Source organism: Mycobacterium ahvazicum, from assembly GCF_900176255.2.
GTDB lineage: Bacteria > Actinomycetota > Actinomycetes > Mycobacteriales > Mycobacteriaceae > Mycobacterium > Mycobacterium ahvazicum.
Genome location: NZ_FXEG02000006.1, coordinates 64,257 through 90,971, shown reverse-complemented (window position 1 = coordinate 90,971; position 26,715 = coordinate 64,257). Strand labels below are relative to the sequence as shown.

Genomic DNA, 26,715 nt, shown 5'->3' with positions numbered 1-26,715 from the left:
CAGGCGGTCGATGCAGGACCGCTGCATCGACACCGACATCAATGCAGTTCGCCGCCGTACCTGGCCCGATTCTCGGCTTCGGCCTCCTCGCGAATCGCCGCGATCGCGAGGTTGAGCCTGTCCGCCAATTCTGCGTGGCCGTAACCGGTCATCACGCCAGGATGCAGCGACAACTCGACCAACCTGCCGTCGGAGTTCGTCACGGCGCGAATATCCCCCAAGTCCACGCTGTAGGTGACCGTCTCGGCTTGCGCGACAAGGGCTTCCCACTTGTCGGCTGCCTCGCTCAGCTCACGCAGAACCGCTTCGACGAGATCTCTGTCTTTTAGGTCGCTCTGTTCGCTGCGACCGCCCGACCCCGCCACCATGTCAGTATCATCGAGCCCTCCAACCAGCGTCAATTCACAATCTGACGAGTGCCTCGGCGGACACGATTGAAGGAGCGTCCGTCAATCCTCGCAGTGGCGTTCGTAATCCCAGCGCTCCAGCCAGGCGGAGAGGTGGTGGATTCCGACGCTGATCACGATCAGCACGATACCTTCGACGACCATCAGAAGTTCGTTCACAGCCGGTCCATCTCTCGGGCCGTCGCCGCCTGCTCGAAGTAGCTCATCCTCCGTGGCGGGTAGTGGCGGCGCGGCTCATGCTCGACACTGACGCCCCGGACCAGTTGTTGCCAGAGTGTGGTGAACCAGGGACGCGGTGCGGTGCGGGGGTGCGGGCCGGCGACGGCAGCGGCCGTGGCGAACATCAGCTGGCGTTCGGTGACGAGAACGGGATCCGGGGTAGCGCTGTGCCGCGCTTGCGTGGGCGCAGTGGTATCACGATGCAGCGACGGTGTTTTCGGGATGGCTAGCATTTCGATCACCTGAGAGGGGTTTGCGCCCGGTGGGTCCGGCCGTCAATCGAAATCTATGGAGCCACCGGCGTCGAGCGCATGCGTAGTCGACTACCTGTCTTGCTCGTGCCCTGACGAATCCGCGCGATAGCGGCGACGCGGGCTCAGGACTCGGCGCTCCACTGGCTGACCGGGGGTTCATCGAGCTTCTGGAACCATGCCAGGTGATAGTTCGCCGAGGTCACGTCACCGGCGACACTGCTTTCGGTGGCAGCCAGCAACAGACAGTTGAGCAACAGTGTGGGCACGACGTCCGGGTACTGGCTCAGCAGCTGGTAGCGGGCGGTGTCGAGATGTACCCGCAGCAGATCGGCTTCCTCTTCCACGACACCGGTTCCCGAGGTGGCGGCTTTCGCCAAGGTGTGCACCAACCGGGGAAGTCCGTCGCGCCAGTGCGTGACTCGACCCAGCTCCCATCCCAGATCTTCGACGGGCGGCAGTTCGCGCGCCTGCACCGAAGAGTCCGTCGGCGGGAAGTCGGTCGCTCGGCCGACGCGATCGCCGGGGGTATAGGTCGCGGTCCGGGTCGCCTCGCCGAGCAGAGCGGCGGCTTTGCCCCGGCGGCGGCCGGGTGCGAGCAACCGCACGCCCACCGGCAGCGCGATGCCCGGCGGAATCCAGCCGTGCGCGAGGTCGGTGACCAGCAGCGTGGTGCCGTCCGCGAGGTCGCCGACTGCCCAATTCAGCCCGGGTTCTTGGCGGACGACATGGGAGAGCAGCCGGTGCAATCGTTCCGAGTCGGATTCGACGACGGCGGGAGCCGCAGGTGCTGGCACGGGCTGGGGCTCTGCCTCCAGCTCCGGTTCTGGCTCCGGGTCGGGTTCGCTGACGACCAAGAGCTCTGGCTCGGGTTCCGGCTCTGGCTGGCCGACGACCTCGGGCTCCGGCTCGCTGACAGCCTCCGGCTCCGGCTCGCTGACAGCCTCGGGTTCCGGTTCGGGCTCCGGCTCGCTGACAGCCTCCGGCTCCGGCTCCGGCTCCGGCTCGGGTTCGCGTTCGGGCTCGCTGACTACCTCGGGCTCCGGCTCGGGCTCGGGCTCGCTGACGGCAGGTTCCGCCGGCGGCACCAACTTCTGCAATCGCGCGGTCTCGGATTCCGCGTCGACCGCCGCCGCCGAGACGTCCTGCCGCAGCGGAACCGCGACGTCCACCGTGGGCTCCTCGGACGGAGCTCGATGCCGGCCACCCGAAGCATCATCGTGATCGGCGGAGACCGACGGCTCCTCAACAGGTAACTCGGGCTCCGCGGGGATGACCGGTATGACCTGCGTCTGATCGAGCGTCCGGGACCTGATTTCGGGCTGCTTCACCGGGACCACTGGGATGACCTCGGTTTCGGCCGTCGCCGGGGCGGCGACATCGGGTTCGGCCGCCGGGACCGCCGGGATGACTTGCGTCTTTTCCAAGTCGGCCGTGCTGAAACGTCGCGCGACCTGCGCGGTTTGAAGTCGCGCGCGCGTCTGCGCCTTCATCAACTCCAGCTGGCGAATCGTCGATTCAACGCGCCGCACGGCGCGGGCACGCGCTTCGTCGATAACGCGGGCTTCTGCCGCCCGCCGGCCCACATCGGTGAGTCCCGCCCGCTTGACCATCCCCAACTGCTTGTTGGCGCTAGCGGTGATCCGCTGCAGATCTTTCTCGAGATACTCTGCGAGAGTGGCGGTTTCGTCCGTCGCCGTCGACAGTTCGGCAGGCCAAAGCCCACCGATCACCCAGGGGGTGCAATCGACAGGAGAGCTGAAGGCCGGCATCGACAATGATTCCCGGGTAGCTCTCCGGAGGCGCTGGCGCGCCGTCTTTCGACCGAAGATCGCCACCGGGTCAGACTACCGACATATGCCGAACGCTCATTACCAAAGGTGAATTGTGCGGGTGTGAGGGGCTCGGTAGCGTATGGCCATGGTCGATTCTGCGCTGCAGCAACAACTCGATGAGGTGCGCACCCTGCTCGGCCGCGCACGAGAGTTGTTCGGCGCCAACCCCATCGAGCCACCAACCGATATCGCTCCCGATCCCGACGCCGCCAAAACCTGGCTGATCTGAACGCGGACGGTTAGTCGGCGCCGTCGCGGCGGCGCAGCTTGTGCGCCAACAGCTTCTCGATCGCGGCGTCGAGATCGTTCGGGGTCGGGACCTCCGCCGACGGGGTGTGCCCGGCCGCCACGATCTCGTGCCGGACCTCCAGCAACGCCTTCAGCCAGGACACATCCGCGGTCAACAGGATGCCCCGCGCCAACGTCGCTGCGTCGGTATCCATCGCCTCTTCGCTCAGCGCAACGCTGTGCATGTACCCGCCGCGGCACGAGCGGACCAGGATGTGCCCACTCGGGTGAACGGTGTCGAACGCGGGATTGGCGTCGGTCATCGACCGCCGTCGACGATGCGGCCGAGTTCGCCGGCCGCATCTTGTTCATGCTGATCCCAGGTCCGTGCCGTCACGGCCAGATTGTGTGCCATCTCGGCATGGTCGTCGGCCTGTTGCTCGTAGCACTGGCGTCGCAGTTCGAGCAGTTCCCGTCCGGCATCGCGAAGCTCACCGAAGATCGGCCCGAGCGAATCCAGACTCTCCTGGATAGCAGCGTGCGACGACGGCACGGTGCGCAAGTAGTCGGAGGTCTCTCGGTGATGCGCAGCCGCTTCACGTAAGTGCGCGGGCACCACATGGATTCGATCTGCCATCCGCTTTCTCCTGATTCTGCGCCGCCGGCCGGTCCGGCGAGTTCACTATTGTCCAGTGGTCGGCGTGGCCGCCGGCCGGGTCGGTGTCGGTGCGTCGGTCCTGGCTGGAGCGGTCTCCGTCGCGGCCGGCGGATGCTCCCAGCCTAGGAAGCTCGGGCCGCTTACGGTGGCGATGTGCTGAATCTGGCCATCGAGGAGGGCCTTGGTATGGCCGAGGGCCAGCGCATGGCGATCGGTGAAAATTCCGACATCTCCCGCAACGACCTGCACCGGATCAATTGGGTTGGCGACCGCGGTTCCGGGTGCGGGAATGGTGATCCCCTGCTGATGGAATGCATCGGGGATCGACGCACCGCCCACCGCGGCCTCGATGGCCGCCGCTAGCTGCGGGCTGGCCGCCGTAACCGTGTCACCGTCGGGCAGGGTCACCGTCGTCGGGCCCGCGGCCGGTGATTCGGCGGTCGACACATCCTCACCGTGCTCGTCGCCTGTGCGTTCATCGCGCTCATCCGATTGGTGATCGGCCGGGTTCGCGTCGGGGTTTTCGTCGTCCAGGCCCGCCGCGGCCGGATCGGATTCGCTGCCCTCCTGACGCCAGGGCAGCGGCATCCCGCCCGGCGTCCCCCAACCACCCATCGAACCTGGTCCCGGTGCCGAGCCCAATCCGAGATTGGGAATGCCCGGCATCGCCGACGGCATCGTGGGCGCCGGCGCATTCTCGACCGGCCCTGGCCCCGGATCCCCGGTCAACAGGCCAGGATCGTCGGCCAGCAGCGAATCCAGTAGCGGATCGTCTCCGGCGTCGACAGGGTCGGTTGCCCGTGCCGGTAAGGCAACCGAAGCCGGCCGGGTCTCGCCCGCAACGCTCGGCACGCTCTTCGAGGCGTCGTAGAGCGAGGTCCACGCCGCCATCAGTGCTGACTTCGACGTGTCGTCGAGACTGGCGGTCAGCACCACCGCGCGGATGTCCCTGAGCTTGCCGATCAGGAAGCGCTGAAAGTCGCGCGCGCCCGCCGGAGTGTCCAAGTCCGATCGGGTTTGCACCGCGGCCTCGGTCTCGCGTTGCAAGGCGCCCAGCGCTTCCGCTCCTTCGACCGTCTTCAGGTGGGCATTCATGATGGCCGAAATTACTTGCAAATCCAGCTGAGAGCTGGCCGAATTCTGATGTGCCAGAGCGGCTTCGGCGCCCGCGATGGCTTCGGCAGTGGCTCCCTCAGTCCGCTGCGGCGCTGCAGCGGGCGGTTCCGCAGCGGAGCCGAACAGGACCGGATGCTGTCGGCGGATCTTGGCCAGAATCGTGTCGAGTTGTTCTGGACGTGTCGTGGGGGTGATCACCGCGGTCAACTCCGCTGGGGTCAACCCCGCCTGCCACGCGTTCGGATCGCCGGTGCGGTCGCGCACGACTCTGACCGTGGCAAGCAGTTCGTCATACGTCGACATCGCCTAACCAGACGCCGCTGCGGCCCACCGCGGGCGGTGTCGCGTCCCCTCCATGCCGGGTGACAGTACTGAGACCCTGAGCTGTCGACAATTCACCGCGATGCGGCTGTGTATGAACGCCCTGGGGCTATCCCGCAGATACGCCGTATTCTCCCCGCAGGCGTTCCAGCACAGCAGTTTTCGCCCGATCAAGCTCACGCGCGTCCGCCACGACGGCCGCGATCTCACGTTGCTTGGCGACCAGAAACTTCTGAAACTCCCTCGCCCCGATGGGCGTGTCGATGCCCAGGCTCCGCTGCTGCGGAACGGCGCGCTCGATCTCGTCGCTGATCGCATCCAGACGCCTGATGCTCTCTCGCATCGCGGCGTGTGCGCTGGCAAGCACGTCCACCAGCGCGCGGTCTGCCTCGGCGACCGAGTCGTGCCGGGTCGCCATCGCCGACTGCCGCGCCTGAATGGCGGCTAGCGAAGGGCCAGTCTGTTCAGACATAGGCTCAACCTAATCTCATATCGGCCGACGAATCGCCACGTAGTCGCCCAACCGGCTGATCCGAACCGAGGCACCCGAATAGGGGGCCTCGACGACGAGATTGTTGCCGATCGCCATCTGCACGTGTCCGGTGTGCGGGAAGACGAGATCGCCGGGCCTGACTTGCGAACGCGGCACCGGGATTCCGTCGTTGATCTGCTGATACGTGGTGCGGTCCAGATGAATTCCCGCCCGCGCGTACGCCCACTGCACCAGTCCGGAACAGTCGAACTGATCGGGGCCGGTGGCGCCCCACACATACGGGCGGCCCAGTCGAGATAGCGCCGCACGCACCGCAATTCCGGCGCGGCTGCTCGGCGAAGGCAGCCGCAGTCCGCGGTGGTGCAGCATTCGGTAGCGCAGTGCCCGCAACGCCGCCGAATGCCGTCGGGCACGTAGCCGGGCGGTCAACACGTGTGCCCGCTGGGCGCGCAGGCGTGCGGCTCGACGACGCATTGCGTCCCGCTGGGCCATCGGCGTCATCGGGGTGACGGCGGCATCGGCGCGGGCCTCGTCGAGGACGTTCTTGGTCAGCTCCCGGGCCTGGGCCCGGTCGCGGTAGGCGGCGGCGATGACGCCCGCGGCCGCGTCGTCGGTGCGCGCCGCCGCGAGCAGCACTTGGTGGCCCTGGTTGGCCCGAACTTGGTAATTATCTTGTCCCACAAGGGTGTTCACTGGCGATGCCGGCACCACATCGGAAGGCGCAACCAGCTGCGGCTGTCGGGTGCTGCCCGCGAACAATCGGTGGGCCCGGCTCAACGCCTCGATATCGCTTTCGGTCATCGGTCCCCCTCGCCGTTGGCCTGATCAACGCTGTCCTGGCTCGTCGACCGCACCGCGTCGGCGAAAGCACGGACGCGGGGGAGTATCCCCGCCGGGATCACCCCGCGGTTGCGGATGTCCCACATCTCGTCACTGCTCACACCGAGCAGCGCCGCGATGATCGCGTCCGGAAGCGACGACTGCGCACAGGCCTGGTCGAACCGGGCGCTCAAACTGGTCGGCATCCGTCTGAGCAGCGCGCTGCGCGTTTCCTCGAGCGCTCGAAGATGGTCCATCAGCCGGTCGGTCGAATCCGCACCGGCGTTCACCGCCACCCGCCAGGAGCTGGCGGCGAGCATCTCGGCCTTCACGCACTGCGCGATCACAGAGAGAATATACGTCTCATATTCGTTTGATGTCGTCGCCGGCAGCCGATTGATGACAGATTTGAGCGCATCGAGCTGGGCTTCGGCATATCCTTCCAGCACTTCGGTGTCGCTGTGGCGGTCGACAACCACGGACCCGGCCCGCGGCGGCGACGTCGTTTCGGGGGGCTGCGCGGCGATCAAACGGGCCAACTCGGCATCGGGATCGGCGGCCACCAACAGCCGCGAATAGGTGCCAGGTGGCAGACCCAGACCGTTTTCGACCTTTTGAACAGTGCTTTTATGGGCCTTACGGGCGCCGCGCTCCAGATAGCTCAATCCCATGATGCTGACGCCGGTCGCGGCCGCGAGCTCCGCTAGGGACCAGTCACGCGACTCACGCAATGCCCGGATGGCCGCACCTGCCGATTCACGGCTCACCCGCTGGCTCCGGCCATAGGCCGGATATTACACAGCCGGTGCGCTATCGCTATGTATATACGCTTTTATCACGTTTCTCTTGCGCCCTGAGTTGGCATGTGTATACGCTTTCGTATACGTTTCAACCCCTAGCCGAGGAGACTGACATGGGCCACCCCTGCGCAACCGATCCGGAACTGTGGTTCGGCTACCCCGATGACGACAGCGGTGACGGCGCGGCCAAGGCGCGCGCCTACGAGCGATCCGCCACCGAAGCCCGTATCCAATGTCTGCGGCGCTGCCCGTTGGCACAGCAGCGGCGGTGTGCGCAGTACGCCATCGCACACCGCGAGGAGTACGGCGTATGGGCGGGCGTCAAGCTTCCCGGGGGCCAGTACCGCAAGCGCGACCAGCTGGCTCGAGCCCACGACGTCTTGCGGCGCATTGCCGCCGGCGAGATCAACTCCCGCCAGCTGCCCGAGAACGCGGCGTTGCTGGCCCGCAGCGAGCACGAGACCATCCCGGTGCCCGCGGTGGTCCTTCACCTGCCGATCGCACAGGTTGGCCCGCGTTCAGCAGCCTGACCGGTGCACCCGTGAACGTTTGTTCACCGAGTCGACCGGGTAGTCGACCGCGACGGAACATCTGACCGTCGACCCGGAGGCCCATCATGACTTTCGACCTGACACCGACGGCCGCGCAGCACGACCTGGCCCGGCGGGCGCACGAATTCTGCGAGTCCGTGATTCGCCCGGGGGCGCTCGAGTACGACCAACGGCAGGAGTTTCCCTGGCCGGTCCTCGAGGAAGCGGCCCAACGCGGCTTCTACAGCCCGCTGTTCTACCGCGACCTGATCGGTGATCGCACCGGCCTGTCCCTGCCGATGTTCATGGAGGAGTTGTTCTGGGGCTGCGCCGGAATCGGGTTGGCGATCGTAATGCCGGCGCTGGCCCTTTCGGCGATCGGTCAGGCTGCATCCCCCGAACAGATGCTGGAGTGGGCACCCGAATGTTTCGGTACCCCAGGCGATCTCAAGCTCGCTGCACTGGCGATTTCCGAACCTGAGGGCGGCAGCGATGTACGCAATCTCCGCACCCGGGCACACCGCGACGGCGACGACTGGATCATCGATGGGCACAAGATGTGGATCGGCAACGGCGGTATCGCCAACGTGCACGTCGTCAATGCCGTCGTCGACGAAGAGCTCGGCCACCGCGGCCAGGCCCTGTTCGTGGTGCCGGGCGGCACCCCCGGACTCGAACTGGTGCGCAAACTCGACAAACTGGGCTGCCGGGCATCGCACACGGCGGAGTTGCGGTTCAACACCGTTCGCGTTCCCGGCGCCAATTTGCTTGGCGGACAAGAGAAGCTGGAACACAAACTTGCCAAGGCCCGCGAGGTCGTGGCGGGGGGACAGCGCTCGGGCTCGGCGACGCTGGGCACGTTCGAACAGACGCGTCCGATGGTCGCGGCCCAGGCGATCGGCATCGCGCGCGCGGCGTTGGAGTACGCGACGGCCTATGCCACGAAGCGCGAGGCGTTCGGCGGACCGATCATCGACAACCAGGGCATCGCGTTTCCGCTGGCCGACCTGGCCACCCAGATCGATGCGGCCCGGCTGCTGACCTGGCGGGCTTCCTGGATGGCCGCCAACGAAGTCCCCTTCGAGCGCGGCGAGGGCTCGATGGCCAAGCTCGCCGCCAGCGAAGTCGCCATCAAGGCCACCGAGCGCGCGGTCCAAACCATGGGAGGCTGGGGCTACATCACCGATCACCCTGTCGAGAAGTGGTATCGAGATGCCAAGCTGTACACCATCTTTGAGGGCACCAGCGAGATTCAGCGGATGGTCATCTCAAATGCGCTGGGCGCCGCCGTGGGCACCCCGCCGCTGCACGTCGTGCTGGAACCGACCGGCGGACCGCTGAACCGGATGTTCGGCCGGGGAGCCCCGTTGCGGTCGCGCGCCGCCGACGCCGCGTTGTCGGTGAAGGATCAGGTCCCCGAGCCGATCATGCGGGTGGCCATGCGGATGCTGCGGCCGCCGGGCAGGTAGGCCGGCGAGCGCGAGTAGCGTCGCCGTATCACGCTCGCAACGAAGGGCCTACGGTGAGCAATCTCGAGAACGCGCCGGCCGAAGTTGCCTGCAGCGCTTCAGGGGTTGCGGGGACCGAGGTGCTGCATCCACGGGAGGTTCCGCTCGGCGGCCCGCGGGCCATCCGGGTGCGACGTACCCTGCCCCAGCGACAGCGATCGCTGATCGGAGCCTGGTGCTTTATCGACCATTACGGCCCCGTCCGGGCGCGCATGGATGTACCGCCGCATCCACACACGGGACTACAGACGGTGAGCTGGTTGTTCAGTGGGGAAGTGGAACACCGCGACAGTGCCGGAGTGCACGCTTTTGTCCGGCCCGGCGAGTTGAATCTGATGACCGCGGGTGCGGGAATTTGTCATTCCGAGGTGTCGGTCGCGTCGGACGCTGTTCTGCACGGAATGCAGCTGTGGGTCGCCCTGCCCGATTCCGACCGGGGCACCGGACGCGGCTTCACGCACTATGTGCCCGACCCCATCTCGCTGGCGGGCGCGCAAGCGCGGGTGTTCCTGGGCGAGCTGGCCGGCAGCCGGTCTCCGGTGCATACGTTCACCCCGCTGCTCGGAGCCCAGCTCGATCTCGACCCGAACGCCGAACTGCACCTCGACGTCGAACCGGCGTTCGAGCACGGCGTGCTCTGCGATACCGGGACCGTGGCGATGGGCGGAACGACTCTGGCCGACGCCGCGCTCGGCTATCAAGGCCCGGGCAGCGCCGCCGTGCACCTGCGCAATGTTGGGCAGCAGCCGGCGCGGGTAATGCTGTTGGGAGGCGCGCCCTTCACCGAAGAGCTGCTGATGTGGTGGAACTTCGTCGGGCGCACCCACGACGAGATCGTCGGGTACCGCCAGCTATGGCAGGACGCCGACGCACGCTTCGGCGCCGTCGACGGCTACCGGGGCGCGGTCACGCGACTGCCGGCCCCACCGCTGCCGACCACCCGGCTACGGCCACGACCACTACCGAACGAAACGAATGGAGAGGAAGCGACATGACGCTGACCGATAAGACCGGCGCGGAAACCACCGTCACCGAGGGGCATCAGACGTATGCCATCGCCGTCGAAGGCAAGACGGTCGGCCACGCCGATTACGCCGACCGCGGCGAGCAGCGTGTTTTCTACCACACCGTCGTCGACCCGGAATTCGGCGGACGCGGCCTGGCGACCATCCTCGTCGAGGAGGCCCTGAACGGGGCGCGGGACGCCGGCAAACGAATCGTGCCGGTGTGCTCGATGGTCGAGAACGTGCTCAAGAAGCACCCCGAGTTCGACGATGTCACCGACCCCGTGACCGCCGAGGTCCGAGGCTGGGCACAAACCCAGCCGAACAGCTAGCCAGCCGCCAGTCACGACGGCCTAATGGCGCCTTTACTGGACGCGGACCTCTGGCACGAACGCTGTCCAGCAGCAGCTAAATTCTGGTCGGTGCGGTTGGCGGCCTATGCGGTTTCGGCGGATAATGCCACGTGACTTAACGTGTTATCGCGGGGCAGCTGGGTAAATCGGGTACTCCGGTAGCTAGACATCCAAGCGGCGGCAGTAGTAGCCGGGTCTCCCAGCTAACTCACAGTCACCGTGAGCAAAATGATGGACTCAGGCGGCCAGGCCAGGCCATGGCGTCGTGTTCGTTTGCCGTTTACCCGAACGGCGCGCGCCGGGACTGCTCGATCGGAGGGAAAAGTGGACTTCGGGGTACTGCCGCCGGAGATCAACTCTGCGCGCATCTACGCCGGACCTGGCTCCGGACCGATGCTTGCCGCGGCGTCGGCGTGGGAGACCCTGGCCGCGGAGCTGTACTCAACAGCAACCTCTTACCAGTCGGCAATTGCTGAGCTGACGGCCGGACCTTGGCTGGGTCCGGCGGCAGCAACCATGGCCGCCGCCGCCGCTCCCTATGTAGCTTGGTTGAGAACCGCCGGCGAGCAGGCGGAGCAGACGGGCAACCAGGCCATTGCGGCCGCCGCCGCCTATGAGGCCGCGTTCGCGGAGACGGTACCCCCGCCGGTGGTCGCCGCGAATCGCACTCTGTTGGCAGCGCTGGTCCAGACGAACTTCTTCGGGCAGAACACGAGTGCGATCGCGACTACCGAAGCGCAGTACAGCGAGATGTGGGCTCAGGACGCCGGCGCCATGCAGTCCTACGCGACCTCGTCGGCATCGGCCACATCGCTGACCCCGTTCGAGTCGCCGTCGTCGAGCACCAGCGCCGACGGGACCGCCTACCAGGCCGACGCGGTCGCCCAGGCCGCCGGTACGTCCGTCGGCAACGCGCAGCAGAACGTCCAGCAAGCCATCTCCGCCGTCCCCAACGCGCTGATCAACCTCGCCAGTCCGGCCGACGCCTTTGGATTCGGCGGGCGGGACTTGCTGGGCCTGCTCGCGGACCTGAGCGCTGTGTTTCTCGATCCGGAAATCGGGGCGGCGGGACTCGCGGCCGACACCTCGCTGGGGACGACGGCTCTGCCCTACGACGTGGGCGGATATTGGACCGGTGTCCACACCGACGACATCGTCAGCGGTTGGGCCGGCGTACAGCCGTGGCCGGGCAATGCGCCGGCACCGCCGACGTCCTTTCCGGTAATCACCGAACCGGCGTCCACGGTTTCCGGCCAGTTCCGCCACGCGCCCTCGGTCGGACGGCTGTCCGTGCCGCCGGCATGGGTGGCCGCGGCCCCGGAATTACGCGCGATGACGACGGCACTGCCCGCCGCGACCGTCGGCGCCGCCGCCCAGGCCACCGGCTCCAGCGCGGGAAGCCTGTTCAGTCAGATGGCGCTGGCCAGTATGGCCGGGCGCGCCATGGCCGGCACCACCGGCGGAGGTGGCGCTCGAACCCAGGAGCGCGTCGGGATAGCCGGGCGCAAACCGAAGGACTCCAAACCTGCCGAACCGATCGAAGTAGCCCAGATTCCAGCGGGCGGCCCGATCACGAGCATCGCCGCCGAGCTGCGCGAGCTGGCCTCCCTGCGCGACGCCGGAATTCTCACCCAAGACGAATTCATCGAGCAGAAGCAGCGCCTGCTGCCGCGGGATCCTTAACCCTAGGCGGAGCTCAAGTGCGCACTAGCGTCGTGTAACTCATTGCGGCGCAGTGCCATTGGCGTTACAGCAAGGACGTCGCCGCCTTCGACCACCGCCCGGGTGATGGGCGTGAGGGCTTGAAACAGCGCCTCCACCTCGTCGTCGCTCAGTGCGTCGAGCGCCGACAGTCCGAGCGCATCGGTGCTCGATTCGACGTGGTCTTTGAGTTCGGCGCCGGCCGCGGTGAGCGAGCCGTCCTCGGTCAGCAGCCCACGCTCGGCGAGCCGCTGCTCGTGGTGACGCCATTCGGTCTCGTCGTAATCGCGAGTGCGCGCGATGTAGTCGCGCGGAACACGGTCGGCCGCCGCATGCAGCACATTGCATTCCCGGCCCGAGATGCCCGCCGCGGTCAATACCGCCACGTGGCCGTCACCGCGATGTTCACGCAACAGCGTGGCGGCATGCCACAGGGCGGCAAGCGGATTGTCCGGCCACCGCAGCGCGCGGTTCGCGGCGAACAGCGGCCGCCCGTCGACACCCGCCTGGCGCGCCGCCTTTCCCGCTAGTTCGGCTGCAACACTGACGTTTTCGTCTTCTTGCAGCCCGTAGCGGCGCAGCGCCGCGACCGCTGAGTCCTGCCGGGCGCGCAACGCGGCATCCGGACCAGCGATCTGCCAGGCGGCCGGCAAGGCCTTGGCCACCCGGTGGGCAGCGAAGTTGTGGAAGATCGCGGTCACCAGCTCCGGCGGCGCGATGCCGAGCGGGGCGGACCGGGCGGCGAAATAGCCCATCCAGAAGCCCCGGTATCCCAGCTCGTCGAGTGCCGCGCGCGCCTCCGGCGCGAAGTACGTCACCGCGTGCACCGGCTCGAAACGGTCGAAGAAGCGCCGCGCCAGCTCTGGTTTTCTGCGCATGGTTGCAGTGAAGCACCCGGTCCGAACGCGACCGACCCCGGTCCCTACGTAGGTCCGGGAAGCTCGCCCAGCGCGCTCAGGTCGGCGTGTACTCGGCCGATCGCGGATTTGTACTGCTCGTCGCCGAGGGTCTTCGCGTAGTAGCGATCATTGCGCAGCTGATACTGCCGGGCGCGCAGTTCCCGGATGCGTTCGAGCCGCGCGGTGTCCTCCGCGGAGAATGTGAGCTCCTGCAAGGTAATTCGACCCGCCAGAACTTCTTCAACCGGGGAAAGCTGATAACCGCATCGTGCCAGAAATTCGAAGTACACCTCGCAATAATCGCGTTGGCCGCCCTGCCAGCTGCGGTTCGCGGTATGCCACTCGAAAGCGGCGAGCACCATCGCCATGATCACCGCCGCGGGCCGGCCGTCGACATCGACCAGCTTCTCCAAGTCCTCGTATCCGGCGTCGTCGATTCCCAGCAGCGCAGCGGCGACCTTCATGCTGGCGGGGCAGTGCAGCCTGGTGAGGAAATGAAAACTGCGGGCGACGAAGACTTCGGAGCCAGGCGGCGGCGGTGCCGCCCAGACGATGTTGTCGCGAATCCAGTCCCGTCGCGCGCCAGTGACGGCAGCGGCTCGCCGATCCAGTTCACGGAGCAGAACCCAGTCGCGCTTGGCCTCGGCAGCTGCTTCGGATTCCAGCCTCACCGGTTGCGAACCGGTGTAGGTGCTGCCGGCCGTCACCTCGCTAAGAGCAAGCGGGCGCCCCATGTCCCCGGTCATATACCTGGCACGAACATCGAGCTCCCCGGAATTGGCGCGTCGAACCAAGTGGCCCAATGTCGTTGTCCCGGGCACCAATCGGCAGATCTGGTCCTCCTGGCGCAGGTCATCACGGGTGTAGATCAGGCCGATGTCGCTGCGGCGGTTCAGCTCGTCGGTGTTGACGCTGACAGACCATCCGGCGGGCCCGGCAACCCCCGGGATGTAGTGGGCCGAGATCTCCGCCAGCAGGTCGTCGACGGTCGCTTCGTCGGGGAAAAGCCAAAACTCTCGATGGGATTCGACATCATCTCCCATCGCCACCGAGCTGCGGTCGATCGTGACCTTGACTGTGTCGGTCATGGCTCAAGTTCTACTGATCGAGCCGCCGACGGGGTAGTCACCCGATCGCTAATCGCGGTCGACGGATGGCAATGGGAAAGGCCACGACCCCTCGCGGAGTTCGTGGCCTTTGCGCCTGCGGTTTCAACCAACCGCTCTGGTGGGCGAAGGGGTCTGTGATTCATTGACATCGAGGACAGATGTCAATGAATCACAGACTGGTGGGCGAAGGGGTCTGTGATTCATTGACATCGAGGACAGATGTCTCCCGACATTGAGGACAGTTCAGTGATCGCGAGGTGTCCTCATGTCCAAGGCCCGTCTGGTCGTCGCCGCCGTCGAAGTTGAGCACCGCCCAATCAGTGAGGTCGCCCGCGAGTACCGGGTCGCGCGCTCGTGGATCTACACCCTGTTGGCCCGCTACCGCGCCGAGGGCTCAGCCGGCCTCGAGCCGCGCTCCCGACGCCCGGCGTCTAATCCGCGCCAACTCTCAGCCAGCATCGAAGAACGAATTATCCAGCTGCGCAAGCAACTTAGCGAACAAGGCCTCGACGCCGGGCCGCAGACGATCGCCGTTCACCTGCACCGCCAGAGCGGCTACGCTCCCGCACTATCGACGATCCACAAGATCTTGCGCCGCCGCGGCTTCATCACCGCCCAACCACGCAAACGCCCCCGCAGCAGCTACATCCGCTTCCAGGCCGAACAACCCAACGAATGCTGGCAAGCCGACATCACCCACTGGCAGCTGGCCGGCCCCGACACCACCGCGGCCCCCGGGGCCCAGATCGAGATCCTCAACATCCTCGACGACCACTCCCGCAAAGCCCTGATCTGCACCGCCCGCCCCGCGTTCACCGCGGTGGCCGTGCGCGACTGCTTCCGCGACGCGTTCGCCGCCCACGGCCTGCCCGCCGCCGTGCTCACCGACAACGGCATGGTCTTCACCGCCCGACACGCCACCGGCCCCGGCGGGCGTACCGCGTTGCAAACAGAACTGGCCACCCTGGGCGTCGTGTTCAAAAACTCCCGGCCCTACCACCCCCAGACCTGCGGCAAGGTCGAACGCTTCCACCAAACCCTCAAAAAATGGCTCACCCGCCAACCCCCCGCAGCCACCCTGGCCGACCTACAAGCCCAGCTCGACGCCTTCACCGACTACTACAACACCGTGCGCCCACACCGCTCCTGCCACCGCCACACCCCCGACCACACCTACCGCGCCCGACCCCACGCCGGGCCCGCCGGCACACCCGCGGGCATCCACTGGCGAGTCCGCACCGACCACGTCGACCGCTACGGCAAAATCACCCTGCGCCACGCCGGCCGCTTGCACCACATCGGGATCGGCCACCGCTGGGCCAACACCGCAGTCCTCATGCTCATCGCCGACCTAGACATCCGCATCATCGCCACCACCGGCGGCCAACTCATCCGCGAACTCACCCTCGACACCACCCGCAACTACCAACCCCAAAAACCAAAAACACCCCCAGCCAACAACTGAAGGTGTTCACTATGTCGCGAGACATCTGTCCTCAATGTCTCGCGACATCACATGGTGGGCGAAGGGGGACTTGAACCCCCACGTCCCGAAGGACACTGGCACCTGAAGCCAGCGCGTCTGCCATTCCGCCACTCGCCCGGGGAAAACAACCGATGGACCATATCACTGTAGTAGCCGTTCGCACTAACCGCTCCGGTGACCGGCCCAGCCCGGTCGGCACCGGCGGTGGTGCCGAGGTATCGGTTTGACCTGCATGGATGTGATTCTCAGAATTCTCACGGTGATGCAGCCTCGCCGTGTCCCGATAACATGCATGGGTGATGCGACACGCGGGCAAGTGGTTTGCCTTGCGCCGGCGATATACCGCGACAAGTGCGGGCGAGCGCTGAAGCATGGGTAGCCAACGGGGGCTCGCTGCCCGGATCGAGCGCAAGCTGGAGTCGACTGTCGGCGACGCATTTGCCCGCATGTTCGGGGGTTCGATCGTCCCCCAAGAGGTTGAGGCGCTATTGCGCCGTGAGGCCGAGGACGGTCTTCAGCCGCTTCGCGGGAATCACCTTTTGGCGCCTAACGAATACGTCATTACCCTCGGTGTGCACGACTTCGAGAAGGTGGGCGCCGATCCGGATCTCACGTCGAGCGCATTCGGTCGATACCTGGCCGACTATATCCATGAACAGGGGTGGGAAACGTATGGTGATGTCGTCGTTCGGTTCGAGCAATTGCCGAACCTACACACCGGACAGTTTCGCGCCCGCGGTTCTGTCAACCCCGATGTCGAGCCCCGCCCGAAGTTCAATGACCCCGCCCGGCCACAATCAAGTCAGGCGTTCAGCGCAGAACCAGGAGTACCACCAATGACTGACAACTCGAGCTACCGCGGTCAGGGGCAGGGGCGTCCCGGCGACGAGTACTACGACGAGCGTTACGGGCGTCCGCAAGACGACCAGCGCGGCGGGCAGGAACCCCAGGGCGGGCACGACCCTCGCGGCGGATATCCGCAGGAGCCGGGCGGCTACCCGGCCCAGGGCGGTTACCAGGCGCCTCGCCCCCCCGAACAGGGCGGCTACCAAGAGCAGCGCGGCGGGTACCCCGAGCAGGGCGGCTACCCCGACCAGCGCGGCGGCTATCCCGAACAAGGCGGTTATCCGCAGCAGGGCGGCTATCCCGGCCAGGGCGGCTACCCGGAACAGGGTCGCGGCTACGACCAGGGTCAGGCCGGCTACCCGCCGTCGTACGAGCAGCGTCCGCCTGCCGGTGGCGGCTATGGCGGCCCGGGTTACGACCAGGGCGGGCAGGGTTACGACCAAGGCGGGCAGGGTTACGACCAGGGCTACCGCCAGGGCGGCGGCTACGGACAGCCCGCCGGTGGCCAGCAGGGCTACGGCGGGGCTTACAGCGACTACGGTCGTGGTCCGGCTCGTCCCGAAGAAGGCGGCTATGCCCCCCCAGGCGCCCCAAGCGCACCCGAACAGCAGCGACCGTCCTACCCGGAGCAGGGTGGCGGATACGACCAGGGCTACCAGCAGGGTGGCCAGGGTTACGGGGGCCAGCAGGAGTACGGCGGCGGGGACTTTACGCAGTACGCGGAGAACGTTCCGGCCGGTGGCTATGGCCAGCAGGCCGGGGCCGGATATCCCGAAACCGCCCACCGCGACTACGAGTACGGGCAGCAGGGCGAGTACGGCCAGCAGGCCGACTACGCTCAGCCGGCCGACTATGGCCAGCAGGCCGGCGGCGGTTACGGCGGGTACGGCCAGGGCGGTTATGGGTCGGCCGGGGCGGCGGTCACGCTGCAGCTCGACGACGGCAGCGGCCGCACCTACCAGCTGCGCGACGGCTCGAACATCGTCGGTCGCGGACAAGACGCCCAGTTCCGGTTGCCAGACACCGGTGTGTCACGGCGCCACTTGGAAATCCGCTGGGACGGACAGGTCGCGCTGCTGTCCGACCTCAACTCCACCAACGGCACGACTGTGAACAACGCGCCGGTACAGGAGTGGCAGTTGGCCGATGGCGACGTGATCCGCCTGGGCCACTCGGAGATCATCGTTCGGATCCACTGAACGCACCGCGCATAAGCTGCCGTGCTTCGCCCCGCGTCGACCGCCCTCCAAGTATCGTGACGTTGCTTGGTTTCATGAGGTGCGGCGCCAGGACGGAAAGGACGCCAGATGCAGGGACTGGTACTGCAGCTGACGCGCGCCGGATTTTTAATGCTGTTATGGGTATTCATCTGGTCCGTTCTCCGGATCTTGAAGACTGACATCTACGCACCAACCGGTGCGGTCATGGTTCGCCGCGGTTTGGTCTTGCGCGGCACGTTGCTGCCGTCCCGCCAGCGCCGCCATGCCGCCCGCTATCTGGTGGTGACCGAAGGAGCGTTGGCAGGTGCACGCATCACGCTCAGCGGGCAGCCGGTGTTGATCGGACGCGCGGACGACTCGACGCTGGTGCTGACCGACGACTATGCCTCGACGCGGCACGCCCGGCTGTCTCAGCGCGGCTCCGAATGGTACGTCGAGGATCTAGGATCGACCAACGGCACTTACCTTGACAGGGCGAAGGTGACCACTGCGGTACGAGTTCCTATCGGAACGCCGATTCGGATCGGCAAGACGGCAATCGAGCTGCGCCCGTGACTTTGGTCCTGCGATATGCCGCGCGCAGCGACCGCGGCCTGGTACGCGCCAATAACGAAGACTCGGTCTATGCCGGTGCTCGTCTTCTGGCCCTGGCCGACGGCATGGGCGGCCACGCGGCCGGCGAGGTCGCGTCCCAGTTGGTGATCGCCGCGTTGGCTCACCTGGACGATGACGAGCCGGGTGGCGACCTGCTCGCCAAGCTCGATGCGGCGGTGCGCGCCGGCAATTCAGCCATCGCCGCACAGGTAGAGATGGAGCCCGACCTCGAAGGGATGGGCACCACGCTGACCGCAATCCTGTTCGCGGGCAACCGGCTTGGGCTGGTGCACATCGGAGACTCGCGCGGCTACATGCTCCGCGACGGCGAACTGACCCAGATCACCAAGGACGACACCTTCGTCCAGACCTTGGTCGACGAAGGGCGGATCACCAAGGAAGAGGCGCACAGCCACCCGCAGCGATCGCTGATCATGCGCGCGCTGACCGGCCACGAGGTCGAGCCCACCTTGACGATGCGCGAGGCCCGCGCCGGTGACCGCTACCTGCTATGTTCCGACGGGCTGTCCGATCCGGTCAGCGACGAGACCATCCACGAGGCGCTGCAGATTCCCGACGTCGCCGAAAGTGCTTACCGCCTCATCGAATTGGCGCTTCGTGGCGGCGGTCCGGACAACGTGACGGTGGTGGTCGCGGATGTCGTCGACTACGACTACGGCCAGACCCAGCCGATTCTTGCCGGTGCGGTATCCGGTGAGGAAGACCAGCTGACGCTGCCCAACACCTCGGCGGGCCGGGCTTCCGCGATCGGTCCCCGCAAAGAGGCTGCCAAACGCGTTGTGCCGCAAGAGGAGCCGGCGCCCCGGCCGCGCTTTGCGTGGCGTCGGATGGTGATCGTCGTGACGCTGGTGGTTCTGCTGGCACTCACCGGCCTGGCCATCGGGCGGGCCATCATCCGGAGCAACTACTACGTCGCCGAAAACGACGGCGCGGTCTCGATCATGAAGGGGATTCAAGGCTCGCTGCTGGGCATGTCCCTGCACGAACCGTATTTGGTGGGCTGTCTGAACGCACGCAACGACCTGTCGATCATCAGTTTCAGTCAATCCGGTGGCCATCCCGACTGCCGGCTCATGCAGTTGCAGGATCTGCGCCCCGCCGCACGCGCGCAAGTGTTGGCCGGGCTGCCGGCCGGGACGCTCGATGAGGCCGAATCGCAGCTGAAGGAATTGTCGGCCAACAACCTCCTGCCGCCCTGCCCGCCGCCGCGCGCGACGTCACCACCCGGGTCGCCGAGCCCGGCGACCAGCGGGACGACACCGCCGAGCGCCCCCGTGCCCGTCCCTTATACACATCTGACGCTGCCGGCGATACCCCCTGTGCTTCAAGCGAAAGACGGCATCCGAGAGAGCGTAGCGTCTCGTGGGCTCGGAGATGTAAATAAGAGACAGCTCCCCCGGCGGTGACTACGCTCCCGCCACCCCCACCTCAGCCGGGCATCGACTGCCGGGCGGCTGCATGACCACACAGGTCCAACCGCCGGTCACGGTGACGCCGCCGTTGCGGACTCGGCGCAACTCTGAGTTCCTGCTGTTGTGCTTCGCCGCGGTGATCACCGTCGCCGCGCTGCTGATCGTCGACGCCAACCAGGAGCGCGGCCTGCGCTGGGGTGTGGTCAGCTACGGGCTGGCCTTCCTGGCTTTGTTCGGCGGCGCGCACCTGGCCATTAGGCGCTTCGCCCCCTACACCGACCCGCTGCTGCTACCAATTGTGGCGCTGCTCAACGGACTTGGCTTGGTGATGATCCACCGGCTCGACCTGGTCGGCAACGAGCTCAGCGGTCGTCATCACCCGAGCGCAACCCAGCAGATGCTGTGGACACTGGTCAGCGTTGCCGCGTTCGCGCTTGTCGTCACGTTCCTCAAAGACCACCGGCAGCTCGCGCGCTACGGTTACATCTTTGGGCTCACGGGTCTGGTCTTCTTGGCGATCCCCGCCCTGCTGCCCGCCTCGCTGTCCGAGCAGAACGGCGCCAAGATCTGGATTCGCTTGCCCGGCTTCTCGATTCAGCCTGCCGAGTTCTCCAAGATTCTGCTGCTGATCTTCTTCTCCGCGGTGCTGGTCGCCAAGCGCGGCCTGTTCACCAGCGTCGGCAAGCACCTGATGGGAATGACCCTGCCGCGCCCGCGGGACCTCGCGCCGCTATTGGCGGCGTGGGTGACCTCGATTGGTGTGATGGTCTTCGAGAAAGACCTCGGCACTTCGCTACTGCTGTACGCGTCGTTTCTGGTGGTGGTCTACTTGGCCACCCAGCGCTTCAGCTGGGTGATCATCGGCTTGGTGCTGTTCGCCGCGGGAAGCGTTGTGGCGTATTTCATTTTCGCGCACGTACGGACACGCGTGCAGATGTGGTGGGACCCGTTCTCTGACCCCGACGGCAGCGGCTACCAGATCGTGCAGTCACTTTTCAGCTTTGCTACCGGGGGCATCTTCGGCACCGGTCTGGGCAACGGGCAGCCCGACACGGTGCCGGCCGCATCCACCGATTTCATCATCGCCGCCTTCGGTGAAGAGCTCGGACTGGTCGGGCTGGCCAGCATCTTGATGCTGTACACCATCGTGATCGTTCGGGGCATGCGCACGGCGATCGCGACCCGCGACAGCTTCGGCAAGCTGTTGGCCGCGGGTCTGGCATCGACGCTGGCGATCCAACTGTTCATCGTCGTCGGCGGCGTCACACAGCTCATTCCGCTGACCGGGCTGACGACGCCGTGGATGTCGTACGGCGGATCCTCGCTGCTGGCCAACTACGTGCTGTTGGCCATCCTGGCGCGGATTTCACACAGCGCCCGACACCCGTTGCGATCCCGCACGCGCGACACGTCGCCGATCGCGGCGGCCGGCACCGAGGTGATCCAGAAGGTATGAACACCTCTCTCCGCCGGATCTCGATGACCGTGATGGCGTTGATCGTGCTCCTTCTTCTCAACGCGACCATGACGCAGGTGTTCGCCGCTGACGGGTTGCGGGCCGACCCACGCAATCAGCGGGTCCTGCTCGACGAGTACTCGCGTCAGCGCGGCCAGATCATCGCGGGCGGCCAGCTGCTGGCCTACTCGGTGGCCACCGACAGCCGGTACCGTTTCCTGCGGGTCTACCCCAACCCCGCGGTATACGCGCCGATCACCGGCTTCTATTCGCTGCGCTATTCCAGCTCCGGCCTGGAGCGGGCCGAGGACTCGCTGCTCAACGGTTCCGACGAGCGGCTGTTCGGGCGCCGCCTGGCCGACTTCTTCACCGGCCGCGATCCCCGCGGCGGCAATGTCGACACCACGATCAACCCGCGGATGCAGCAGGCGGCCTGGGACGGGATGCAGCAGGGTTGCGGCGGCCCGCCGTGCAAGGGAGCGGTGGTGGCCCTGGAGCCGTCTACCGGCAAGATCCTGGCCATGGTGTCCTCGCCGTCGTATGACCCCAACCTGCTGGCGTCGCACGACGCCGAGGTGCAGGCACAGGCATGGCAGCGGCTGCGCGACGATCCGGACAACCCGCTCACCAACCGGGCGATCGCGGAGACCTACCCACCCGGGTCGACCTTCAAGGTGATCACCACCGCGGCGGCACTGCAGGCCGGTGCCAAGGATGACGAGCAGCTGACGGCGGCGCCGACGATCCCGCTGCCCAACAGCACCGCGACGCTGGAGAACTACGGTGGCACGCCGTGTGGCGACCAACCGACCGTGTCGTTGAGCGAGGCGTTCGCCAAGTCGTGCAACACCGCATTTGTCCAGCTGGGCATCCTGACCGGGTCCGAGGCGCTGCGCAGCATGGCGCATTCGTTCGGCCTGGACAGCAGCCCGAGCGTCATTCCGCTTCAGGTGGCGGAATCGACGGTTGGGATAATCGCGGATGCCGCCGCTCTCGGAATGTCTAGCATCGGGCAGAAGGACGTGGCACTGACTCCGCTGCAGAACGCGGAGATCGCCGCGACCATCGCGAACGACGGCGTGACGATGCAGCCTTACCTGGTCGAGAGCCTCAAGGGACCGGACTTGGCCAACATCAGCACGACTGCGCCCTATCAGCAGCGTCGCGCGGTGTCGCCGCAGATCGCCGCTAAGCTGACAGAGCTCATGGTCGGTGCCGAGAAGGCTGCACAGCAGAAAGGGGCCATTCCCGGCGTGCAGATCGCATCCAAGACCGGTACCGCAGAGCATGGCGCTGACCCGCGCAACACTCCGCCGCACGCGTGGTACATCGCGTTCGCGCCCGCGCAGGCACCGAAGGTTGCCGTGGCCGTGCTGGTGGAAAACGGTGCAGACCGCCTCTCGGCGACCGGCGGTGCGCTCGCGGCGCCGATCGGACGGGCTGTCATCCAGGCCGCATTGCAGGGGGGGCCATGACCTTCCGCAGGCGAGCACACGTGCGGATCGCAGCACGGAACGCGCGAGGACCGGAGCGTGCGGGAGGCAAGACATGAGCCCCCGAGTTGGAGTGACGCTGTCGGGCAGGTACCGGCTGCAGCGCCTCATCGCGACCGGCGGCATGGGCCAGGTCTGGGAGGCGGTCGACAGCCGGCTGGGCCGGCGCGTGGCGGTCAAGGTCCTCAAGGCGGAGTTCTCTCAGGACCCCGAGTTCATCGAGCGGTTCCGCGCCGAGGCGCGCACCACCGCGATGCTCAATCACCCGGGTATCGCCGCCGTGCACGACTACGGGGAAAGCCAGATGGACGGCGAGGGCCGCACCGCCTATCTGGTGATGGAGCTGGTCAACGGGGAGCCGCTGAACTCGGTGCTCAAGCGCACCGGCCGGCTGTCGCTGCGGCACGCACTGGACATGCTCGAGCAGACGGGCCGTGCGCTGCAGATCGCGCACGCCGCCGGGCTGGTACACCGCGACGTCAAACCCGGCAACATCCTGATCACTCCGACCGGCCAGGTGAAGATCACCGACTTCGGTATCGCCAAGGCCGTCGACGCCGCGCCGGTCACCCAGACCGGCATGGTGATGGGCACTGCTCAATACATCGCGCCCGAACAGGCACTGGGCCATGACGCCACCCCCTCGAGTGACGTGTATTCCCTGGGAGTTGTTGGCTACGAAGTGGTTTCGGGGAAGAGGCCGTTCACCGGTGACGGCGCCCTGACGGTCGCGATGAAGCACATCAAGGAGCCTCCGCCGCCGCTGCCGCCCGAGCTTCCGCCAAACGTGCGCGAACTCATCGAGATCACGCTGGTGAAGAACCCCGGCATGCGCTATCGCAGCGGCGGTCCCTTCGCCGACGCCGTGGCCGCGGTCCGCGCCGGGCGCCGTCCGCCACGGCCGAGCCAGTCACCGCCGCCCGGACGGGCCTCGCCGGCGGCCATACCGTCCAGCCCGCAGACCCGGACGACTGCCGCACCCAGTGCGCGAGGCGGTGCGCCCACCCGGTCGCGGCCGGCCACGAGCAGTCGTCGTCCACCGCCGGCCCGTCGCACCTTTTCGTCGGGTCAGCGCGCGCTGCTGTGGGCCGCCGGGGTGCTGGGCGCGCTCGCCATCATCATCGCGGTGCTGATCGTCATCAATTCCCGTGGCGACACCCAGCAACAGCCTCCGCCCCCGACGGTCACCGACACCGGTACGCCGCCGGCGAGCAAGACCCCCAGCGGTTCCGGCCCGAGTTTGCGGCTGGATTGGACGGATCGCGGCGCGATAAGTAATTCTGGATTCCACAGCAGGCCACCCGAACTGAGCTGGGCTACCCCCTCAACGCCCAGCCGGTCGACGGCCCGACACGAGACAACGCAATGACCACCCCGCAACACCTGTCCGACCGTTACGAACTGGGCGACATCCTCGGTTTCGGCGGTATGTCGGAGGTTCACCTAGCCCGCGACGTCCGCCTGCACCGCGACGTCGCGGTGAAGGTGCTGCGTGCCGATCTGGCCCGCGATCCGAGCTTCTACTTGCGCTTCCGTCGCGAGGCGCAAAACGCCGCGGCACTCAACCACCCGGCGATCGTCGCCGTCTACGACACCGGCGAGGCTGAGACGCCCGCGGGCCCGCTGCCCTACATCGTCATGGAATACGTCGACGGCGTCACGCTGCGCGACATCGTGCACAATGACGGGCCCCTGCCGCCACGGCGCGCGATCGAGATCATCGCCGACGCGTGCCAGGCCCTGAACTTCAGCCACCAGAACGGCATCATCCACCGCGACGTCAAGCCGGCGAACATCATGATCAGCACGACCAACGCGGTCAAGGTGATGGACTTCGGCATCGCGCGGGCCATCGCCGACAGCGGCAACAGCGTCACTCAGACCGCGGCCGTAATCGGTACCGCGCAGTACCTCTCGCCCGAGCAGGCGCGTGGCGATTCCGTCGACGCCCGTTCCGATGTTTACTCGCTGGGTTGCGTGCTTTACGAAATCCTCACGGGGGAGCCACCTTTCACCGGTGACTCACCGGTTGCGGTTGCCTACCAACATGTTCGGGAAGATCCGGTGCCGCCGTCGAAACGGCACGCCGGCATTTCCCCCGACCTCGACGCCGTCGTGCTCAAGGCGTTGGCCAAGAACCCGGACAACCGGTATCAGACCGCGGCGGAGATGCGCGCCGACCTCGTCCGGGTGCACAACGGTGAGACACCCGAGGCACCCAAGGTATTCACCGACGCCGAGCGGACCTCGCTGATGGCCTCGACCGGACCCGGCCACGGGGGTCCGCGCAGCGACCCGCTGCCTCGCCAACGGCTCACCGAGACCGACCCGGATCGGATGGGCGGTCCGATCGGTCGCTGGGTCGTCGCGGTCGCCGTGCTGGCGGTGCTCACGATTGTCGTCGTCATCGGGTTCAACACGTTCGGCGGCTCGACCCGCGACGTGCAGGTGCCCGACATGCGAGGCCAGGTGTCCGCCGATGCCGTTGCGGCCCTGCAGAATCGCGGCTTCAAGACCCGCACGCTGCAGAAGCCCGACTCGTCGATCCCGCCCGACCATGTCATCAGCACCGACCCCGGCGCCAACGCGTCGGTGGCGGCCGGCGACGAGATCACGATCAACGTCTCGACCGGACCCGAACAGCGCGAAGTTCCCGACGTGTCCTCGATGAGTTACTCCGACGCGGTCAGCAAACTGAAGGCCGCCGGGTTCACCAAGTTCAAACAGGCGAACTCGCCGTCGACCCCGGACTTGCTGGGCAAGGTGATCGGCACCAACCCGCCGGCCAACCAGACGTCGGCGATCACCAACGTGATCACCGTGATCGTGGGCTCCGGACCCGAGACCAAGCAGGTGCCCGACGTCGCGGGCCAGACGGTCGACATCGCGCAGAAGAACCTCACGGTCTACGGCTTCACCAAGCTCACCCAGACACCGGTGGACAGCCCGCGGCCCGCCGGCGAGGTGATCGGGACCAATCCGCCCAAGGGGCAGACGGTTCCGGTGGACTCGATCATCGAGCTGCAGGTGTCCAAGGGCAACCAATTCCTGATGCCCGACCTGACCGGCATGTTCTGGACGGATGCCGAACCGCGGCTACGCGCGCTGGGCTGGACCGGGGTCCTGGACAAGGGCGCCGACGTCGACGCCGGCGGCTCCCAGTCCCACAAGGTGGTGTATCAGAACCCGCCCGCCGGCGCCGGGGTCAACCGGGACGGCATCATCACGCTGAAGTTCGGTCAGTAGCCGCCGGTTCGGCCGGGAAAAACGGCCGCACCGCGGACCGAACCTCGTTCTCCAGCCGGCGGATCAGGGTGTCGTCGCGCGACCATCCGCAATCGGCCAGCCAGTTCGCCAGCATCCGGTGACCGCCCTCGGTGAGGATCGACTCCGGATGGAACTGCACACCGTGAATCGGCAGCTCGGTATGGCGCACCGCCATGATGACACCGCTGCGGGTGTGGGCCGTGACCTCGAGGACCGGCGGCAGCGATTCGGGCAGGATCGTCAGCGAGTGGTAGCGGGTCGCGGTAAAAGGATCCGGAAGTCCTTGCAGCACACCGGCGTTGGTGTGGTGAACACTGCTGGTCTTGCCGTGCAGCAGTTCGGGCGCGCGGTCGACGGTGGCGCCGAACGCGACGCCGATGGCCTGGTGCCCGAGGCAGACGCCGAGTAGCGGGGTGGCCGCCGCGGCACACGCGCGCACCAGGTCGATCGAGGCGCCCGCACGTTCCGGGGTGCCGGGCCCGGGGCTGAGCAGCACACCGTCGAACTGCGCGGCGATGGCGGCATAGCCACCCGCGGGGTCGGAGAGCCTGGCGTCGTCGTTGCGCCACACGTCAGCCTCGACTCCGAGTTGCCCCAGGTACTGCACGAGGTTGAACACGAAGCTGTCGTAGTTGTCGACAACCAGGATGCGCATCGTGTCAGGTTACC

General features: G+C 66.8%; 25 protein-coding genes, 1 tRNA gene and 2 pseudogenes. 14 read left to right on the top strand and 14 right to left on the bottom strand.

Features of this window, described 5'->3' with window-relative positions:
* Window positions 1-38 precede the first annotated feature (38 nt).
* From MAAFP003_RS27535 to MAAFP003_RS30045, 4 genes and pseudogenes are all read right to left on the bottom strand, one after another.
* Window positions 39-368 (bottom strand): DUF2710 family protein, encoded by a 330-nt coding sequence (locus MAAFP003_RS27535; RefSeq protein ID WP_096290737.1) that lies wholly within the window; start codon window positions 366-368, stop codon window positions 39-41.
* Window positions 369-562: 194 nt separating this feature from the next.
* A complete protein-coding gene (locus MAAFP003_RS27530) occupies window positions 563-859 on the bottom strand; it encodes a hypothetical protein (RefSeq protein ID WP_133160896.1) in 297 nt (98 codons plus the stop codon).
* A 143-nt stretch (window positions 860-1,002) separates the two neighbouring features.
* Window positions 1,003-2,370 (bottom strand): DUF5631 domain-containing protein, encoded by a 1,368-nt coding sequence (locus tag MAAFP003_RS27525; RefSeq protein WP_341477121.1) that lies wholly within the window; start codon window positions 2,368-2,370, stop codon window positions 1,003-1,005.
* A gap of 11 nt (window positions 2,371-2,381) precedes the next feature.
* Window positions 2,382-2,715: pseudogene (locus MAAFP003_RS30045) on the bottom strand (hypothetical protein); the annotation flags it as partial.
* Window positions 2,716-2,797: 82 nt separating this feature from the next.
* On the opposite strand from MAAFP003_RS30045, the gene MAAFP003_RS29325 reads away from it, so the two are divergent.
* Window positions 2,798-2,941, top strand: a complete 144-nt coding sequence (locus MAAFP003_RS29325; RefSeq protein WP_165796518.1) for a hypothetical protein — start codon at window positions 2,798-2,800, stop codon at window positions 2,939-2,941.
* A gap of 10 nt (window positions 2,942-2,951) precedes the next feature.
* Here the strand turns inward: MAAFP003_RS29325 and MAAFP003_RS27520 are convergent, their stop codons facing one another.
* From MAAFP003_RS27520 to MAAFP003_RS27495, 6 genes are all read right to left on the bottom strand, one after another.
* Complete coding sequence (locus MAAFP003_RS27520) at window positions 2,952-3,263, bottom strand: DUF2694 family protein (RefSeq protein ID WP_096290734.1); 312 nt, start codon at window positions 3,261-3,263, stop codon at window positions 2,952-2,954.
* The gene (locus tag MAAFP003_RS27515) at window positions 3,260-3,577 is read right to left on the bottom strand and encodes an ESX-1 secretion-associated protein (protein ID WP_096290733.1); all 318 of its coding nucleotides are present in this window, start codon (window positions 3,575-3,577) and stop codon (window positions 3,260-3,262) included. The genes MAAFP003_RS27520 and MAAFP003_RS27515 overlap by 4 nt, the downstream gene beginning before the upstream one ends.
* Window positions 3,578-3,622: 45 nt before the next feature.
* A complete protein-coding gene (locus MAAFP003_RS27510; RefSeq protein WP_096290732.1) occupies window positions 3,623-5,017 on the bottom strand; it encodes a DUF4226 domain-containing protein in 1,395 nt (464 codons plus the stop codon).
* Between the two features lie 127 nt (window positions 5,018-5,144).
* Window positions 5,145-5,507 (bottom strand): DUF4226 domain-containing protein, encoded by a 363-nt coding sequence (locus MAAFP003_RS27505; protein WP_096290731.1) that lies wholly within the window; start codon window positions 5,505-5,507, stop codon window positions 5,145-5,147.
* Window positions 5,508-5,522: 15 nt separating this feature from the next.
* Window positions 5,523-6,329, bottom strand: a complete 807-nt coding sequence (locus MAAFP003_RS27500) for a C40 family peptidase (protein ID WP_096290730.1) — start codon at window positions 6,327-6,329, stop codon at window positions 5,523-5,525.
* A complete protein-coding gene (locus MAAFP003_RS27495) occupies window positions 6,326-7,114 on the bottom strand; it encodes a helix-turn-helix domain-containing protein (RefSeq protein ID WP_096290729.1) in 789 nt (262 codons plus the stop codon). Before MAAFP003_RS27495 ends, MAAFP003_RS27500 begins: the two co-directional genes overlap by 4 nt.
* Before the next feature lie 146 nt (window positions 7,115-7,260).
* Between MAAFP003_RS27495 and MAAFP003_RS27490 the strand changes: the two genes are divergently transcribed.
* From MAAFP003_RS27490 to MAAFP003_RS27470, 5 genes are all read left to right on the top strand, one after another.
* Window positions 7,261-7,677, top strand: a complete 417-nt coding sequence (locus tag MAAFP003_RS27490) for a WhiB family transcriptional regulator (protein WP_096290728.1) — start codon at window positions 7,261-7,263, stop codon at window positions 7,675-7,677.
* An 86-nt stretch (window positions 7,678-7,763) separates the two neighbouring features.
* Window positions 7,764-9,146: an acyl-CoA dehydrogenase family protein gene (locus MAAFP003_RS27485; RefSeq protein ID WP_096290727.1), complete on the top strand. Its 1,383-nt coding sequence runs from the start codon at window positions 7,764-7,766 to the stop codon at window positions 9,144-9,146.
* A gap of 53 nt (window positions 9,147-9,199) precedes the next feature.
* A complete protein-coding gene (locus MAAFP003_RS27480; RefSeq protein ID WP_096290726.1) occupies window positions 9,200-10,180 on the top strand; it encodes a pirin family protein in 981 nt (326 codons plus the stop codon).
* Window positions 10,177-10,521 (top strand): GNAT family N-acetyltransferase, encoded by a 345-nt coding sequence (locus MAAFP003_RS27475; RefSeq protein WP_096290725.1) that lies wholly within the window; start codon window positions 10,177-10,179, stop codon window positions 10,519-10,521. The genes MAAFP003_RS27480 and MAAFP003_RS27475 overlap by 4 nt, the downstream gene beginning before the upstream one ends.
* Before the next feature lie 345 nt (window positions 10,522-10,866).
* Entirely contained in the window at window positions 10,867-12,225 is a 1,359-nt protein-coding gene (locus tag MAAFP003_RS27470; RefSeq protein ID WP_096290724.1) for a PPE family protein, SVP subgroup, read from the top strand.
* Window positions 12,226-12,227: 2 nt separating this feature from the next.
* Here the strand turns inward: MAAFP003_RS27470 and MAAFP003_RS27465 are convergent, their stop codons facing one another.
* Together MAAFP003_RS27465 and MAAFP003_RS27460 are read right to left on the bottom strand one after the other, a co-directional pair.
* Window positions 12,228-13,121, bottom strand: a complete 894-nt coding sequence (locus tag MAAFP003_RS27465) for an SCO6745 family protein (RefSeq protein ID WP_096290723.1) — start codon at window positions 13,119-13,121, stop codon at window positions 12,228-12,230.
* Window positions 13,122-13,165: 44 nt separating this feature from the next.
* Window positions 13,166-14,230 (bottom strand): hypothetical protein, encoded by a 1,065-nt coding sequence (locus MAAFP003_RS27460; RefSeq protein ID WP_096290722.1) that lies wholly within the window; start codon window positions 14,228-14,230, stop codon window positions 13,166-13,168.
* Window positions 14,231-14,516: 286 nt separating this feature from the next.
* Between MAAFP003_RS27460 and MAAFP003_RS27455 the strand changes: the two genes are divergently transcribed.
* Window positions 14,517-15,716 (top strand): IS481 family transposase, encoded by a 1,200-nt coding sequence (locus tag MAAFP003_RS27455; protein WP_096290566.1) that lies wholly within the window; start codon window positions 14,517-14,519, stop codon window positions 15,714-15,716.
* A 52-nt stretch (window positions 15,717-15,768) separates the two neighbouring features.
* On the opposite strand, the gene MAAFP003_RS27450 is transcribed toward MAAFP003_RS27455, so the two are convergent.
* Window positions 15,769-15,854, bottom strand: a tRNA-Leu gene (locus MAAFP003_RS27450).
* Window positions 15,855-16,108: 254 nt separating this feature from the next.
* Between MAAFP003_RS27450 and MAAFP003_RS27445 the strand changes: the two genes are divergently transcribed.
* The 7 genes and pseudogenes from MAAFP003_RS27445 (at window position 16,109) to pknB (ending at window position 26,025) form a co-directional block, all read left to right on the top strand.
* Window positions 16,109-17,782 (top strand): DUF3662 and FHA domain-containing protein, encoded by a 1,674-nt coding sequence (locus MAAFP003_RS27445; protein WP_096290721.1) that lies wholly within the window; start codon window positions 16,109-16,111, stop codon window positions 17,780-17,782.
* 108 nt (window positions 17,783-17,890) lie between these two features.
* Window positions 17,891-18,358 carry an FHA domain-containing protein FhaB/FipA gene (locus MAAFP003_RS27440; protein WP_025738168.1) on the top strand — a complete coding sequence of 156 codons (468 nt, stop codon included), beginning with the start codon at window positions 17,891-17,893 and terminating at the stop codon, window positions 18,356-18,358.
* Window positions 18,355-19,699 (top strand): annotated as a pseudogene (locus MAAFP003_RS30190) (PP2C family protein-serine/threonine phosphatase); the annotation flags it as partial. The gene MAAFP003_RS27440 and the pseudogene MAAFP003_RS30190, both read left to right, overlap by 4 nt.
* A 177-nt stretch (window positions 19,700-19,876) precedes the next feature.
* Window positions 19,877-21,286: an FtsW/RodA/SpoVE family cell cycle protein gene (locus tag MAAFP003_RS27430; RefSeq protein WP_096290719.1), complete on the top strand. Its 1,410-nt coding sequence runs from the start codon at window positions 19,877-19,879 to the stop codon at window positions 21,284-21,286.
* Window positions 21,283-22,761: a D,D-transpeptidase PbpA gene (gene pbpA, locus MAAFP003_RS27425; RefSeq protein ID WP_096290718.1), complete on the top strand. Its 1,479-nt coding sequence runs from the start codon at window positions 21,283-21,285 to the stop codon at window positions 22,759-22,761. Before MAAFP003_RS27430 ends, pbpA begins: the two co-directional genes overlap by 4 nt.
* A gap of 73 nt (window positions 22,762-22,834) precedes the next feature.
* A complete protein-coding gene (locus tag MAAFP003_RS27420; protein WP_096290717.1) occupies window positions 22,835-24,148 on the top strand; it encodes a serine/threonine-protein kinase in 1,314 nt (437 codons plus the stop codon).
* Complete coding sequence (pknB, locus tag MAAFP003_RS27415; RefSeq protein ID WP_096290716.1) at window positions 24,145-26,025, top strand: Stk1 family PASTA domain-containing Ser/Thr kinase; 1,881 nt, start codon at window positions 24,145-24,147, stop codon at window positions 26,023-26,025. The genes MAAFP003_RS27420 and pknB overlap by 4 nt, the downstream gene beginning before the upstream one ends.
* Here pknB and MAAFP003_RS27410 read toward each other — a convergent pair.
* Window positions 26,003-26,701: an aminodeoxychorismate/anthranilate synthase component II gene (locus MAAFP003_RS27410; protein WP_096290715.1), complete on the bottom strand. Its 699-nt coding sequence runs from the start codon at window positions 26,699-26,701 to the stop codon at window positions 26,003-26,005. The two genes, pknB and MAAFP003_RS27410, sit on opposite strands and share 23 nt — an antisense overlap.
* Window positions 26,702-26,715 lie beyond the last annotated feature (14 nt).